Source organism: Cytobacillus firmus NBRC 15306 (assembly GCF_001591465.1).
GTDB lineage: Bacteria > Bacillota > Bacilli > Bacillales > Cytobacillaceae > Cytobacillus > Cytobacillus firmus.
Window position 1 is genome coordinate 106,182 of record NZ_BCUY01000002.1, and the last position, 15,579, is coordinate 121,760.

At 42.6% G+C, this 15,579-nt stretch carries 11 protein-coding genes; all 11 read left to right on the forward strand.

Features of this window, described 5'->3' with window-relative positions:
* The 11 genes from ftsY (at nucleotide 1) to ffh (ending at nucleotide 15,495) form a co-directional block, all read left to right on the forward strand.
* Nucleotides 1–1,002, forward strand: a complete 1,002-nt coding sequence (gene ftsY, locus BFI01S_RS01230; RefSeq protein ID WP_061790981.1) for a signal recognition particle-docking protein FtsY — start codon at nucleotides 1–3, stop codon at nucleotides 1,000–1,002.
* Between the two features lie 312 nt (nucleotides 1,003–1,314).
* Nucleotides 1,315–3,690 (forward strand): DUF8725 domain-containing protein, encoded by a 2,376-nt coding sequence (locus BFI01S_RS01235; RefSeq protein ID WP_061790982.1) that lies wholly within the window; start codon nucleotides 1,315–1,317, stop codon nucleotides 3,688–3,690.
* Entirely contained in the window at nucleotides 3,687–4,622 is a 936-nt protein-coding gene (locus BFI01S_RS01240) for an ABC transporter ATP-binding protein (protein WP_061790983.1), read from the forward strand. Before BFI01S_RS01235 ends, BFI01S_RS01240 begins: the two co-directional genes overlap by 4 nt.
* Nucleotides 4,619–5,467 (forward strand): ABC transporter permease, encoded by an 849-nt coding sequence (locus BFI01S_RS01245; RefSeq protein WP_061790984.1) that lies wholly within the window; start codon nucleotides 4,619–4,621, stop codon nucleotides 5,465–5,467. Before BFI01S_RS01240 ends, BFI01S_RS01245 begins: the two co-directional genes overlap by 4 nt.
* Nucleotides 5,468–5,650: 183 nt before the next feature.
* Nucleotides 5,651–7,237, forward strand: a complete 1,587-nt coding sequence (locus BFI01S_RS01250) for a DUF8809 domain-containing protein (RefSeq protein WP_061790985.1) — start codon at nucleotides 5,651–5,653, stop codon at nucleotides 7,235–7,237.
* Nucleotides 7,238–7,242: 5 nt separating this feature from the next.
* On the forward strand, nucleotides 7,243–8,247 hold the full coding sequence (locus BFI01S_RS01255) for an AAA family ATPase (RefSeq protein WP_061790986.1): 1,005 nt from the start codon (nucleotides 7,243–7,245) through the stop codon (nucleotides 8,245–8,247).
* Complete coding sequence (locus BFI01S_RS01260; protein WP_061790987.1) at nucleotides 8,247–9,113, forward strand: DUF58 domain-containing protein; 867 nt, start codon at nucleotides 8,247–8,249, stop codon at nucleotides 9,111–9,113. The genes BFI01S_RS01255 and BFI01S_RS01260 overlap by 1 nt, the downstream gene beginning before the upstream one ends.
* A gap of 7 nt (nucleotides 9,114–9,120) precedes the next feature.
* On the forward strand, nucleotides 9,121–10,893 hold the full coding sequence (locus BFI01S_RS01265) for a vWA domain-containing protein (RefSeq protein ID WP_061790988.1): 1,773 nt from the start codon (nucleotides 9,121–9,123) through the stop codon (nucleotides 10,891–10,893).
* Complete coding sequence (locus tag BFI01S_RS01270) at nucleotides 10,877–13,657, forward strand: VWA domain-containing protein (RefSeq protein ID WP_061790989.1); 2,781 nt, start codon at nucleotides 10,877–10,879, stop codon at nucleotides 13,655–13,657. Before BFI01S_RS01265 ends, BFI01S_RS01270 begins: the two co-directional genes overlap by 17 nt.
* A gap of 140 nt (nucleotides 13,658–13,797) precedes the next feature.
* Nucleotides 13,798–14,130: a putative DNA-binding protein gene (locus tag BFI01S_RS01275; RefSeq protein ID WP_061790990.1), complete on the forward strand. Its 333-nt coding sequence runs from the start codon at nucleotides 13,798–13,800 to the stop codon at nucleotides 14,128–14,130.
* Between the two features lie 12 nt (nucleotides 14,131–14,142).
* Nucleotides 14,143–15,495, forward strand: coding sequence for a signal recognition particle protein (gene ffh / locus BFI01S_RS01280; RefSeq protein ID WP_061790991.1), 1,353 nt, complete (start codon nucleotides 14,143–14,145; stop codon nucleotides 15,493–15,495).
* Nucleotides 15,496–15,579 lie beyond the last annotated feature (84 nt).

The following is a 15,579-nucleotide window of genomic DNA, read 5'->3' on the forward strand; positions in this document are numbered from 1 at the left end:
ATGAGTTTCTTTAAAAAACTAAAAGAAAAAATCACAAAGCAGACGGATAGTGTTACAGAAAAGTTTAAAGACGGATTAACCAAAACGCGCGATAATTTTTCAAATAAGGTTAATGACCTTGTTTCAAGATACCGGAAAGTGGATGAGGAATTTTTCGAAGAACTGGAAGAAATCTTAATTGGGGCGGATGTCGGTTTTGACACTGTCATGGAACTGGTGGATGAGCTGAGAAGAGAAGTAAAGCGCAAGAATATTCAGGATCCGCGCGAGGTTCAGGCAGTTATATCTGAGAAGCTTGTAGACATTTATGACAGCGCAGGCACAACCTCGACAGAATTAAATATACAGACAGATGGACTCACGGTTATCCTGTTTGTTGGTGTTAACGGTGTCGGAAAAACAACGACAATTGGAAAACTTGCCCATAAGTTCAAAAGTGAAGGGAAAAATGTTCTTCTTGCAGCAGGTGATACTTTCCGTGCAGGAGCGATTGAACAGCTTGAGGTGTGGGGCGAACGTGTCGGTGTTGATGTCATTAAGCAGGGACCCGGCTCTGATCCTGCAGCTGTCATGTATGATGCTGTTCAGTCTGCAAAGTCGCGCAAGGCCGATATTTTAATCTGTGATACAGCGGGACGCCTCCAGAATAAAGTCAATCTGATGAAAGAATTGGAAAAGGTGAAGCGCGTAATTGAAAGAGAAGTACCTGGTGCCCCGCACGAAGTATTGCTTGTTCTTGACGCTACAACTGGACAAAATGCCATGATTCAGGCTAAGACCTTCAAGGAAGCAACTGATGTTTCAGGTATTGTTCTTACAAAGCTGGATGGAACTGCAAAGGGCGGCATCGTTCTGGCAATCAGGAATGAACTTGAAATCCCGGTTAAATTTGTAGGCTTAGGAGAAAAAATGGATGACCTGCAGGAATTCAATGCAGAACAGTATGTCTATGGACTCTTTGCCGACATAGTCGAAAAAGAAGCAGAAGAAGAAGAAGAATAAGAATAAGAATTGATAAACAGCCGGAGAGCGAGGTCTCCGGCTGTTTTTTTATCATGAATAGATATATATTTTAAATATAAAAAATAGTTTGAAATTTATACTTTTTAGTGTAAAATTACACTACGCTGATAAATTTCTTTCACATCAGGTCTTAGCAAACTAATTAAATATATATCCTCAGGAACTTTTTGTCAGTAAGCTGCGTCTATAATATGGAAGAAGTCATCAGGCTGGCAATAATTTAATTTTATAAAGACTGCCTATAAAAAAACAAAAGGCTGATACTTACGATTTTTAATGGGGGAGATTGGGTTGCACGGTAAATTAAAAGTGATCATTATGGTTTTATTCTGCTTTGTGTTAATGTTTCATCCTTTCCAATCAGCAGAAGCGGCCGGTACAGGGATTAAAGTTACTCTCGATGAGGGCTTTGACGGAAAAGTAAAAAGAGGAGAGGGATTTCCTCTCAGGATAAAAATGGAAAATTCAGGTGACTCGTTTAGCGGAGATTTGCTGATAAGTTACCATCCATCCTACAATACCAGCGGTGCGGTTACTGTAAAAGTAGAGCTGCCTGCCGGAACAGCTAAGGAATATCTGATTTCCATACCTGGAATGACGGAGGATCACCCCTCCATGTATCAGAACATTCCATTGCTGACCCTTTATGATGGAGATTGGGAAGACGGAAAAAAAGTTAGTTTTAAAGGAGAAAATACACTAAAGCCTAAATTTGTAGATATGGCCACTGAAGTAATTGGAGTTCTAAGTGAAAACTATGACCGTGTAAAAGAGCTTAGGACACTTCCTTCTAAATCGCTGCTCGAACTTAGAGGGGAAGATTTGCCGGATGATGCAACAGGGATGGAAACACTCGATTACTTGCTCATTGATGAGTTTAAGGTTTCCCAGCTTAGTGACAAACAGCAAAAAGCTATAAGGGACTGGATATTCAGTGGTGGAACATTGATTGCCGGAGGAGGACCAGATGCAAGCGGCTCCTATGGAGAGTTATATTCACTGCTGCCGATGAAATCAGAAAATGAGGCATCCGCCCCAGTCAAATTCCTGCAGACGGCAAAGGGAGAGGAGCCAAAATTTGATGAGCTCAATTTCTTCACTGGTCCGGTTGATAAGGGTGCAGAAGTTATTGCAAAAAGCGGCGATCTCCCTGCAGCGTTGAAAAAGGAGTATGGAAGCGGGACAATTTTGCAGACAGCTTTTTCACTGGGAGATGAGCCTTTATCTTCATGGCAGGGATATGACACATGGTTTGAAGGCTATATGAAACAGGCGTCAGGTGCAGGCATTGGATCAACCCCCTATTCACAGGATTATCTCGACCAGCTTTATTGGGAATTTGCAGAAGTAAATGAATTCTTTCCTGCATCCAATTTTTCAGTCGGACAGCTTATTGGACTTTTTGCCGGTTATATAATTCTCATAGTGCCTGTGCTTTATTTTGTGTTAAGAAAGCTTGATAAACGGGAGCATTCATGGTGGATCATTCCTTCTATAGCCATTTTGATGGGTGCAGCTGTCTTTGGCATGGGGGCAAAAGACAGAATTTCTCAGCCGCAGCTGAACCAGATGGGGATATATAAAGCGAATAACAATCTGCTTACCGGTTATCAGGCTTCAACCCTGCTGTCAAATAAAAGCGGTGAATATATCCTCTCAATGCCAAAAGGTGAATTTAATGCTGTGGTTTATTCAAACAATTCCACTTCATCTGACCCCCTTAGAGGCGGAATCATGGCTGAAAAAGTAAAAAACAATGAGATAATTTTCCCTGATGTAGAATATTGGTCATCCAAAACCATTTACGGAAAAGCTCAAACAGAAATAAATGGGAAGTTAGCAGCAGATATCACACTTAGGAAAAAAAGATTAACGGGAACAATTAAAAACCAAAGTGACTTTGATTTTGAAGAATTATATATTTGGTCAGGAAATGAAGCAATTAAACTGGGTTCAATCAAAAAAGGCGAGACCATTAAAGTAGATAAAGCCACAAAACAGTCCCTTCTGAGCAGACCGTACGGAGGAACATTTAATGGGGGAAGTCCTGCCAATAGCCACAATGATATTAATAGATTAAGAAGAGAAAAGCTAGAATATGCTTCCAATACATTTCTTCTCGGAGATGTTGCACAGCCAGTCCTTGCAGGAATTACAAGAGAATCTGTCATTGATGTAGCCATGAAAGGGAAGAAAGCAAAACAGAATAACACCAATTTGATTGTTCAGCCATTTGAGGCCAAAAATGAGTTTTCCGGCAAATTTACATTGAAGGATGGCATGATGGCAGCTGATTGGAATGTGATCAAGGGCCAGATTTATGAAAAAGGCATGGGCAGCACGAGTAGTGAAATGATGCTTGAAGACGGAGAATATGAATATTCTCTAAGCCTTCCAAAGCAGCTGAAAGAGAAAACCTATAAACTAGAAGAAATTTCGGTAAGGATTAATAGCCAAAACGTACAGTATTCATTAAAAAACCATAAAACAGGTGAATGGCTGCCGATTGAACCGGATCAAAGGAGCTTAAAGCTGACAAGTAAAGATGACTTGTCTCAGTATGTTTCAAAAGAGGGGCTTTTTATTTTGAAGCTTATTAAATCTTCACAGGGAGATCCTTTCGTTCCATTGCCGGCTGCAACAATAAAAGGGGAGGTGGCGAAATGATCGAAATAATAGATTTAACGAAACGATATGGAAAATTCACAGCACTTGATTCCTTAAATCTTAATATTGGAAAAGGCAGTGTCTTTGGTTTTGTCGGACAGAATGGTGCAGGAAAATCCACAACCTTTTCCATTTTGGCTACCCTGCTTGCCCCAACTTCGGGATCGGCTTACGTAAACGGGTATGATGTGCAAAAGGAGCCAAAGCTTGTAAGAAAGCAAATTGGGTATATGCCCGACTTCTTCGGGGTTTATGATCAGCTTAAGGCTGATGAGTATCTGCACTTCTACGGTGCAAGTTACGGTATTCCTTTCGCAGAACGCGAGAAGCTGATTCCACAGCTGCTCGACCTTGTCAACTTGTCACATAAAAGAGAGTCATATGTGGACCTTCTATCAAGGGGCATGAAACAGCGCCTCTGCCTGGCTAGATGCCTGATACATGACCCTGAAGTCCTGATTCTGGATGAACCTGCATCAGGACTTGACCCAAGAGCAAGGGTAGAAATGAGGGAAATATTAAAAGAATTGAAAAGTATGGGCAAAACGATTTTAATATCTTCACATATTCTGCCTGAGCTTGCAGAAATGTGCGATACCATCGGCATAATTGATCAGGGTAAACTGGTGGCTCAGGGGTCTGTTGCTGATATCCAGTCGCAGCTCAGAGGAGAAAGGCTCATTCTTGTAAAAGTTCATGGAAATGCAGAAAATGCCATCTCCTTTTTCGAAGATGATCCTAATATTTTTAAATTGTCTTCGCAGGAGGACGGAGTATCTTTTCAGTTTATTTATAAAGGGACAGCTGAAGAGCAAACAGAACTTCTTAAAAGAGCCATTTTAAATAATCTGGCAATCACCAGCTTTGCTGAAGCGGAAACAGACCTGGAAGATGTCTTTATGGAAATTACAAAGGGAGTTGAGCTGACATGAAGAATTTAGTCGTAAATCCTGTACTGAATAAAGAATTCAAGCTCCGCTTCCGAAGCTTTAAAAGTTACCTCGGGGTCCTATTTTACCTCCTCGCATTAGGGCTTATCATTGTTGGATTCATTTTTATTGAATCACTGTCAAACAACATGCAGGGATTTTTTAAACCGGAACAAAGCCGGACAATGTTTATGGTTTTATCAATATTGCAGCTTGGCTTGATTCTGTTCATTACCCCCGGATTAACAGCAGGGGTTATCAGCAGCGAAAGAGAGAGGCAGACCTTAAATATCATGCTCACGACGACCCAAAGCTCCTCAAGCATAATAATAAGCAAGCTGATCTCTTCCATTTCATATTTAATTCTGCTGATTGCGGCAAGTTTGCCTCTTTATAGCTTTGTGTTTTTGTTTGGTGGTATTTCTCCAGGCCAGCTGCTTACGACAATGGGATTTTATTTGTTTACAATCCTGGTTTATGGAAGCATTGGAGTCTTATTTTCGACGCTCATTAGAAAAACGATTGTCTCGATGGTGACCACCTATGGGGTTACTTTATTCTTAGCAGGCGGAACTGCATTCCTTGCTTTGATTTTTATGCAATTGACAAATGCATATGGGTATACAGGGACTCAGCCGACTAATCCGCTGGCATATTTTCCGGCTATGCTCAATCCGGTCATTATTCTGATGAGTACCTTTGAGCCGGAAATGACCAATGAAATTACAAGATCAACAGGCATTGAATTTCCTTTGTGGATGTCATACTTAATTTCTTACACTTTAATTTTCATTGGAGCCGTGCTGCTTAGCATAAAAAAACTCCGTCCCAATATGAAAAAGGGTTAGTAGGTTATCGCAGTCTAACGGGCAGTAAGATCCCCACTTCAAGTCTAAGAGGAATCAAAGGAGGAAAAGTGGGAGTCAGACTGCCCGTAAAGGCCCGATTGGTTCAACTAACAATCAGTGGGGGATAAAGCCCCCCACTGATTGAAGTTTCACTTTATTCGGGCAAGTCCCCTGAAGAGGGGATTGCCCGAAATTTATAATAAGGGAATGATATCGGTGGAAGACCGCAATCAATATCTTAAACTCTTAAAACCGGTAAAAAGACAGCTCCTCATTCAGCTGATTATTAAGGAATTTCAGGTGTTCCTTTTAGCAGCCGCTGTCTTGGCCTGTTGTCTTATGGTTTTAGCAAGAATTTTCGTTATCCCATACTTGCAAAACTATTTTCTGCTGATTATTTTGCTCTCAGCTTTTGGCGCTGCTATTCGGATTTGGAAGAAGCAGCCTGACATAATCCAGGCGGCTTCATTATATAACGGGTTTGTAGCGGAAGACAGGGTCATTACAGCCCATTCTTTCCTTTTGGATAATGCTGTTCTGGCAAGATTGCAGCTTGCAGATGCAGTAAAGCATATGAAAAAGGTACACCATCAGGTTTTAGGCAGGAAGAAGGTTTTCATTCACCCTAAACCTGTTTTAATGTGTTTGGCTTTTCTTTGCCTGGCAGTACTTTTATACATGATTCCGGGAGAGAAAATGGAATTGGCTCAAAAATGGGAGAAGGAAAACAAGATAGTTGAAGAAGCAAAAGAGGAACTTGAGAAAAAAGCTGTGAAAGAAAAGAATCCTGAAGTAAAAAAAGCATTAGAGAAAGCGAAAGAGAAGATTGCAGAAAAAAAGTCAGCTGAGGAAGCTTTGAAGGAGCTGGCGAAACAAACAAAAAGCCTGGAATTAAAGGCAATCAAAGAAAAAGAAAAATCGCTGAGCCTGGAAAATATGAAAAACACCCTTAATAATAGCGATTTAAAGCAATTAAGCCGAATGCTTGAGGAAAAAGATCTGTCTTCTTTTCGGGAAGAATTATCAAAGCTTGATAAGCAGAAGAAGGAACTTAGTGAAGACCAAAGCAATGCATTGAAACAGCTTACCGGCAGTGAGGAGAAGCTGTCTGAAGAGGAGCTGTCAAAACTTATTGAACAGCTCGAGAACCTCTTGCAATCAGAAGACCTCATAAAACAGCTGGCAGCAGCTCAAAATGCTCTTCAGAGTTCAGGTCTTTCATTACAGCAGCAAATGGCTGCCAATGGACTGCCGCCGGGGCAGCTTGCATTTTCGCCTCCCGGGCAGCCGGGTAGCCAGGCAAATAATCCTAATTCATCGCCTCCTTCGCAGCAGAATAATTCAAATTCGCAAAATAATCAAAATCAGCCTGGCAATAACCCAAACAACGGAAATGGCAGTGCCTCCGGAAGTGGTTCAGGCAGCGGCTCCGGAAGTGGTACAGGATCTGGTTCAGGGAGTGGTTCGGGCAGTGGTCTTGGTGGAGGTGCCGGACTTGGACAGGGATCCAGGGATCTGCTCACCATTCCATCTGGCATGGAAGGGAAGACGAAGATTGAAAATGACAATGGCGGTCTTGGTCAAGGGACTCCTGGCCAGCAATTTGACGGGGAAGGTCCTGTATTAAAGGGAACGATCAGACCTTACAGTGAGGTATTTGGAAATTATGAGGCGTCATACAGGCAGAGCACCGACCGGTATAAGCTGCCGGCTGATTTAGAGGAAATCGTTAAAAATTATTTTACAAGTATAGATCCTGACAAGGAGTGACTTCAATGTCCGTAACACAGGAAAAAGAACAGCAATTCGCACAAGCAGCAGATATTATTGCGAGAGTAAGAGATGAAATTCAATCATTTATAGTAGGCCAGGGGGAAGTAGTCGAACAAGTATTATGGAGCATTTTCTCAGGAGGCCATGTTTTGCTTGAAGGTTTGCCTGGGCTTGGTAAAACGATGCTAATTAAGACTATTGCAGAAGTGCTGGATCTGAAATTTTCCCGCATTCAATTTACCCCTGATATTATGCCATCCGATATAACCGGAACGATGCTGCTTCAGCCTGATGAAGCAGGCAGGCAAACATTCAGTTTTCATAAAGGGCCCATATTCGCCAACATCATCCTGGCAGATGAAATTAACAGGGCAACACCTAAAACACAAAGTGCCCTGCTTGAGGCAATGGGAGAAAAAACGGTTACCATTATGGGTGAAACCAAAAGAATGGAAAAGCCATTTTTTGTTCTCGCAACTCAAAATCCGATTGATATGGAAGGAACATATCCTCTGCCGGAGGCCCAAACCGACCGGTTTATATGTAAGGTAAATGTAGCTTATCCGACACAAGAAGAATTAAAAGAAATTGCCCGGAGAACTACGGGTGTTCAAAATACTCATTTAAATAAGGCAGCTGGGCTGAATGATGTTGTTGCTCTTCAGGAACTTTCAAGAGAAATCCTCGTATCAGAGGATATCCTGGATTATGCTGTATGGCTGATCACAGCCACACACCCGGATTCAGAGGATGCTTCGGAAACAGTAAAAGAATACGTCCAATATGGCAGCGGTCCCCGCGGCCTTCAGAGTCTGATAAATATGGCAAAGGCAAGAGCATTGTGCTCAGGAAGATTCCATGTTTCAATAGGCGACCTTAAAAATGTTGCCTATCCCGTTTTGCGCCACCGCCTCATTTTAAACTTTGAAGGAGAAGCAGCGGGGATTACAGCAGATTCGATTATTGAAGCTCTAATAAAAGAAAATTCCCGGGGAGCTAAGAGCTGATGAACAGCCATCAAATCCTTCTTGGAAAGCTGCAGAAGCGTAAAATTGCTGTAAAGACCAGGAAAAGAGGGTTTCATTCAGGTTCCAGGCAATCCCATAAATTCGGATCTTCCATGGAATTTTCTGATTTCAGGGCATATCAGCCCGGAGACGATATCCGGCAAATAGATTGGAATGTCTTTGGCAGAACACAAAAACATTATATTAAACGTTTCCTGGATGAGCAGGAACTGTCTATTGCTGTTTATCTGGATGCCACTTCATCAATGACCAAAATGGTAGCAAAATGGGAGTATGCCAAAGCGCTGGCTGCGGCTTTGAGCTTTATGGTTCTTTCTGGTGAAGACCGCCTCCTGTTTTCACCTGTTTCTTCAGCTGGCTTACAGCCTATCAAAAGAAAAGGCTCTGTTTACAGCAGGCGAACATTCATGGAAATCCAGAAAATTGAACCTTCAGCTATGTCCAATAACTTTCTGGGCAGCTTAAAAGACACTCTTTCAAGGCACCAGCAGCTTGCTGTAATAATAGCGGATGGTTTTGAACCGCTTCAGGAATGGGAAAGCCTGTTTAGGAAGCTAAGAGGGCTGAAACAGGAGTTCTGGCTATTTCAGGTGCAGGCTGATGAAGAAATGACACCGTCATATTCTGGAGATGTAAAGTTAATTGATAGTGAAACAGGGACCGCTGTAAATGTGAGCATGAGTCCTGCCGTATTGGCCGGATATGAAAAGCGCCTCAAAAAACATAATGAACAGCTTGAGATTTTATGCAAACGGTATGGCGGCCAATATATCTTTGCCCCTGAAACAAGAGATCTTCAGACTGTTCTTTTCAGGGATCTGTATGCGAAGGGGCTGGTCAGGTGAGAACAACATGCAATTTTTAAATCCTGCTTATTTTATTTTATCCATTTTTATCGGAGTGTTTGTCTTATTTTATTTTTTTAGGAAGCAGTATGCGGAAAAGACCAACTCATCCAATTTGCTCTGGGAACAGGTACTGAATGAATGGCAGGCTTCCCCCTGGCTGAAAAAGCTTCAGCAGAATCTGTTATTTTGGCTGCAATTATTGGCACTTCTATTATTGATGCTGGCCCTTGTGCGTCCTTTTTGGCTTGAAGATTCTTTAAAAGGAGAACACATCATCATCATCATTGATCCATCCGCTTCTATGTCGGCTGAAAGCGGAGGGAAAAGCCGCTTTGAGATCGCAAAAGAAGAAATGCTTGATCTGGCAGGCAAGCTTAATGGCCAGCAGGTAAGCTTAATTAAAGCAGGGGAGAAAAATGCGATTCTTTTAAGCCGGGAAGATGATCTAAATGCTATTCGAAGAACCATTGAAGGGCTGGAGCTTACTTATGAACATGAGAATATGGAAAAAGCCGTTCTTTTGGCAGGCTCCTTATCTTCAGGAGGAGACGCGGCTCTTCATATATTTTCAGATTCAGCTGGAAAGAAAGATCTAATGAAGGAATTGGCCGGTCTATATACTGTTGTACATAATATTGGAGAGAATGCAGGGAATGTGTCGTTGCAGTCGTTTGGAACAGCGGCCGCCGGTGATGGTATTTCAGCGGCTGCAGTGATAGAAAACCAATATTCTGGAAATATAGAGACAGCTTTTACAGTGAAATCTGAGGGAAAAGTCCTGTTTGAACAGAATCTATCCTTAAAAGCAAATGAGGAGAAAACCGTTCAAATAAAAAATCTGCCGGAAAAACCCTACTATGAGGCAGCTATTTCCATTAGCGATGGCTATAGTGCAGATAATCATGCAGCCTCTATTTACACTGACCCAAAACCAAAGGTTTACACTTTGGGAGATGTAAATCCATTTGCGGTGAAGGGCTTTCAAACTATTGGTGCCGAATTGCTGCAGACAGATCCGTCTGCTCTAAAAGGTTTGGATATGAAAGGTGTCGTTGTGGCAGAAGGAAGCACTTTATCGGGTCTCCCTGAGCTGCCGATGATCTTTTTTAATGCAAGCAAAGATAAAGCAAAACTTGAAGAAGCAATTTCGGGGGATGAGGATTCTCTTTTTGAATATGCAAACTTTGAGAAGGTGTATATCAGTTCTGCATCCTCCGTTCTTAAAGGAGAATGGGAGACTGTATTGAAAAGCGGGGATATTCCTTTAATCCAAAGGGGAATGCATAATGGGCAGCCAATTATTATCGTCAATTTTAATCTATCCGACACAGATTGGCCTCTCCTGCCAGGTTTTCCAATCTTTCTATATAACTCTTACCAGTGGCTATCTCAGCAATCAGATTTCCTCGGATATTTCAGCTCCGGAGAAGAAAGATGGATAAATATCGGCAATGGAACTGGAAGCTGGGAAATTTTCAATAATAAAGACGAAAATCTATACTCTCTTGATCTAAACAAGGAAACCTTTAAAGCTCCTATAATCCCCGGAACTTACCAGGCTGTATCAGGAAATCAAATTTATTATTTTTCAGTACTTCTGGATGAAAGGGAGAAAAGTGCCGGAATAGAAGAATCCTTTACACTGAATGCTAAATCATCTGAAAAAAGCAGCATGACTCAAAGACCTAATGAAAGTCTCTGGTTCTGGATGGCGTTCATAGCTTTTATCCTGATTGTTATCGAATGGGAGGTATATCGCCGTGGGCATAGAGGTTAACTATCCCTTCCTGTTTCTCCTCCTGATTCCTGCTGTCATAATCGTTTTTTTATTTATTCGAAATCACAGGGGAAAAGAAAATGGAGAATTTTGGATTGCCGGTTTGAGGCTGATCATTTTCTCTTTATTAATTATTGCACTGACCGTTCCTCAGGTGGTTCTTCCGGTAAAGGGTCAGACCGTCGTATTTCTGGCCGACCGTTCTGCAAGCATTGGCACGAATGAGGAAGCACTTGCCTGGATAGAAAACAGCATCAGCCACAGGAAAAATGACGATCAATTTGCAGTGGCTGCTTTTGGGGAAAATGCAGTTCTTGAACAGAATCTGGGCAGAAACCGTGAAGCTATAAACGAATTTAACGGAGTGGCAGAAGATTCCCAATCCAATCTCGAAGCAGGCCTGCAATTTGCCGCTTCACTCATTCCGAGGGAGTCTTCCGGCAGAATTGTCCTGATGACGGACGGGAATGAAACAGAAGGCAAAAGCCTGGAAGCTGCAGCAGTTTTAAAAAACCGTAATATCGAGATTGACCATGTGCCATTAAGAACAGCAGCAGGGGACGATGTCTCAATCTCAGAATTAAACGTTCCTCCTTCACTATATTTAGGAGAAGAGGCTCCGATTACAATAGAAGTTACCAGCAACGTTGCCAAAGAAGCTGATATCAGACTATCGGTAAATCATAAAGAAGTATTAAAGGAAACCGTTCAAGTGAACGAAGGGAAAAATGTTTATACGTTTACCCACAAAGCGGATACCGCAGGATTAACGGTATATAAAGCAGAGATAGCTGCAGACCGGGATGCCTACTCTGAAAACAATGCACTTCACTCAGTTGTGAATGTGAAGGGTACCCCTAAGGTCCTGATCGTACAAGGAGAGGAAGCTGGCGATCTTGCAAATCTTTTAAAAGGTTCAGGCCTGGAGACTGACATCGTTATTCCAGAAAAGCTACCGACTATACTCTCAGGTTATTTGCAATATCAGTCGATTATTTTTAATAATGTTCCTGCAACTGTTATCTCAGAGCAGCAAATGATCCTGATGGAGAAGGCAGTGAAAGAATTCGGCACTGGTTTTATTATGTTTGGCGGTGAAGAAAGCTTCGGGCTGGGGGGCTATTTTAAAACTCCCATTGAGAAATTGCTTCCGGTGGATATGGATATCAAAGGGAAGAAAGAAATGCCTTCCTTAGGTCTAGTGTTAGTTATGGACCGATCTGGAAGCATGGCAGGAAATAAAATTGAATTGGCGAAAGAGGCGGCTGCCCGTTCAGTTGAACTGCTGCGTGAAGAAGATACACTCGGATTCATTGCATTTGATGACCGTCCATGGGAAATCCTTGAAACTAAGCCTCTCAAAGATAAACAAAAGGCAATTGAAAAAATCAAATCCATTACACCGGGCGGGGGGACAGAAATCTTTACCTCTCTGGAACAGGCATACAGTGAGCTTGAGGATTTACAGCTGCAGAGAAAGCATATCATTTTGCTGACAGATGGCCAATCTGCCACAAATGGAGACTATGAGCTTTTAATTGAAAGCGGGAAAGAGAAGAATATCACTCTCTCAACTGTTGCTCTTGGCCAGGATGCTGATAGAGGGCTGCTGGAAGAACTTGCGGGAATGGGGTCTGGGCGTTTTTACGATGTTACAGACTCTTCCGTTATACCAAGCATTTTATCACGTGAAACCGTAATGGCTACACGAACTTATATCGAAGACAAACCTTTTTACCCAAGTATCCAGCCTTACCCTGACTGGTCCTCTCTTTTTGAAAAAGGTGTGCCGGAAATGAATGCGTATATAGCTTCCACTGCTAAGCCGCGGGCACAGGTGCCGCTATTAAGTGAAAAAAAAGACCCGGTACTTGCTGAATGGCAATATGGAATGGGGTGGACAGCGGCCTTTGCATCCGACATCTCAGGCAAGTGGTCGGGAGAATGGGCAAGCTGGGAAAAGTGGCCGTCCTTTATTAATCAGCTTGTTACTAAAACCCTGCCGCAGTATGAAAGTGAACCATATAGAATTGATGTTGAGAACAAGGATGGTAATACAGTACTCAGCCTGGAGTCTGCGGCAAGTACTTCTTTGCCTATTGAGACATCCATCGTGTCAGAAACGGGTGAACAGATAGAAGCTAATATGAGGCTTAAAGCGCCAGGTAAGTATGAGGCACTGATGCCTGAAAGTGCGGGAATGTATTTTTTAAATATTAAACAGACAGATCATAATGGGAATGTTCAGGTTCATCAGACCGGTTTTACTATTCCCTACTCTGAGGAGTATTTGCAAAAGGGAATAAATAAAGAGCATTTGAAGTCACTCTCAAAAATGACTGGAGGCAAGGAGCTCGCGAGCGGGGAAGAAGCATTCCGGCCGCTGAAAAAACCGGCAAGCACCAAACAGCCAATCAGCGAATGGCTTCTTCTTACTGCATTCCTGCTCTTTTTTTCAGAAATCGCAGTAAGGCGCTTTGGTCTAACGGGTCTTGCAGCGGGAATTTTGAAGAAAAACAGAAAAGTAAAAGAAAAACCGGATGCGCCTCTGAAGGTACCAAAAATTAAAGCTTCCAGAAAAAAAACGTCTCCTTCCGAACAGGCATCTGCTAAACTTCAAGGGGAAAATCCTGTAAAGCAAACACCGAAAAAAACAAAAGCAAAGAAGCCAAACCGGCCAAAACCTGCAGCAGAACCCTCGCCTAAAGAAAGAGAAGAGCGGATGAAAAGGCTGCTGGATGCAAAAAAAAGGAAAAATAAGTGAAATCAGAGTGGAATGATGCCTTCAGTGCTCACCCGGAAAAAGGTACTGCCAACACTGTAAAGATATTTTCTTGACATGATGTGAAATTCTATGTAAACTTTACTTTGTAAAGGCTTTTCACTTAACAAGGGGGAATAGGGATGCTCGAAAAGACAACGAGGATGAACTACCTTTATGATTTCTATCAATCGTTGTTAACTCCTAAGCAGAGAAGCTATATGTCCCTTTACTACCTGGATGATTTTTCGCTTGGAGAGATTGCCGAGGAATATGATGTTAGCCGGCAAGCGGTTTATGACAACATTAAGAGAACAGAAGCAATGCTTGAAGAGTATGAAGAAAAGCTACTATTATTTCATAAATTTCAAGAGCGCGGCAAGCTGATTGCAGAAATAAAAGAGATGCTTCAGGAAGGTTCCCCTTCCCGGGAGGCATTGAAAGAAGCAGTGGCAGAGCTTGAGAAATTAGATTAGGAGGCGGCATATATGGCATTTGAAGGATTGGCCGACCGACTGCAAAATACAATTCAGAAGATCCGCGGAAAAGGCAAAATCAATGAAGCGGATGTAAAAGAAATGATGCGTGAAGTCCGTCTCGCCCTTTTGGAAGCGGACGTTAACTTCAAAGTTGTCAAGGAGTTCGTCAAAAAAGTCAGCGAACGCTCTGTCGGGCAGGAAGTATTAAAGAGCCTGACGCCGGGACAGCAGGTAATAAAGGTTGTTAAAGAAGAATTAACGGAACTTATGGGCGGGGAGCAAAGCAAAATTGCTGTTTCCAATCGCCCGCCGACAGTCATTATGATGGTCGGTCTTCAGGGTGCCGGTAAAACGACTACAACCGGAAAGCTTGCGAACCTGCTCCGCAAAAAGTATAACCGCAATCCGATGCTGGTTGCTGCAGACATTTACCGCCCTGCCGCGATTAAACAGCTCGAAACGCTTGGCAAACAGCTGAATATGCCTGTCTTCTCTCTTGGCGATCAAGTCAGTCCTGTTGAAATTGCAAAACAGGCGATCGCAAAGGCAAAAGAGGATCATAATGATTATGTTCTAATCGATACAGCAGGAAGACTGCATGTGGATGAAGCTTTAATGGATGAGCTGAAGCAAATCAAAGAGCTTTCCAATCCAGATGAAATTTTCCTTGTTGTAGATGCCATGACTGGTCAAGATGCGGTTAACGTAGCACAAAGCTTCAATGATCTGCTGGGTCTTACAGGAGTAGTCCTGACAAAGCTGGATGGCGATACCCGAGGCGGTGCGGCTCTATCCATTAGATCCGTAACAAACACGCCGATTAAATTCGTCGGTCTAGGCGAAAAGCTGGATGCTCTTGAAGCGTTCCATCCAGAACGGATGGCATCCCGTATTTTAGGTATGGGGGATGTCTTATCCCTAATTGAAAAAGCACAGGCCAATGTGGATGAAGAAAAGGCAAAAGAGCTTGAGCAGAAGATGCGCACTGCTTCTTTCACATTTGATGACTTTTTGGATCAGCTTGGTCAGGTACGCCAAATGGGACCACTTGATGAGCTTCTGAAAATGATGCCTGGCGCCAACAAAATCAAAGGCTTGAATAATATGCAAATCGATGAGAAGCAAATCACTCACGTTGAAGCCATTATTAAGTCGATGACTAAGGAAGAGAAAACTCATCCGGAAATCATCAATTCAAGCCGCCGCAAACGGATTGCCAAGGGAAGCGGAAGAACCGTCCCTGAAGTTAACCGTCTGCTAAAGCAGTTTGAAGACATGAAAAAGATGATGAAGCAAATGGCAGGCATGCAGCAAAAAGGAAAGAAAAAAGGCGGATTCAAGCTACCTTTTAACCCTTTTTAGTAATGTCCAGCTCCAGCGCCTACCCCCTCGAGGTCACAAGCCAATCCTTCCAAAAAGGCAAAGAACGCCTTTCCGGAAGGCCCG

Bases quoted from the DNA above. Each gene is read 5' to 3' on its own strand.
- ftsY (WP_061790981.1), top strand. From the start codon at position 1: ATGAGTTTCTTTAAAAAACTAAAAGAAAAAATCACAAAGCAGACGGAT.
- BFI01S_RS01240 (WP_061790983.1), top strand. From the start codon at position 3,687: ATGATCGAAATAATAGATTTAACGAAACGATATGGAAAATTCACAGCA.
- BFI01S_RS01245 (WP_061790984.1), top strand. From the start codon at position 4,619: ATGAAGAATTTAGTCGTAAATCCTGTACTGAATAAAGAATTCAAGCTC.
- BFI01S_RS01255 (WP_061790986.1), top strand. From the start codon at position 7,243: ATGTCCGTAACACAGGAAAAAGAACAGCAATTCGCACAAGCAGCAGAT.
- BFI01S_RS01260 (WP_061790987.1), top strand. From the start codon at position 8,247: ATGAACAGCCATCAAATCCTTCTTGGAAAGCTGCAGAAGCGTAAAATT.
- BFI01S_RS01265 (WP_061790988.1), top strand. From the start codon at position 9,121: ATGCAATTTTTAAATCCTGCTTATTTTATTTTATCCATTTTTATCGGA.
- BFI01S_RS01275 (WP_061790990.1), top strand. From the start codon at position 13,798: ATGCTCGAAAAGACAACGAGGATGAACTACCTTTATGATTTCTATCAA.
- ffh (WP_061790991.1), top strand. From the start codon at position 14,143: ATGGCATTTGAAGGATTGGCCGACCGACTGCAAAATACAATTCAGAAG.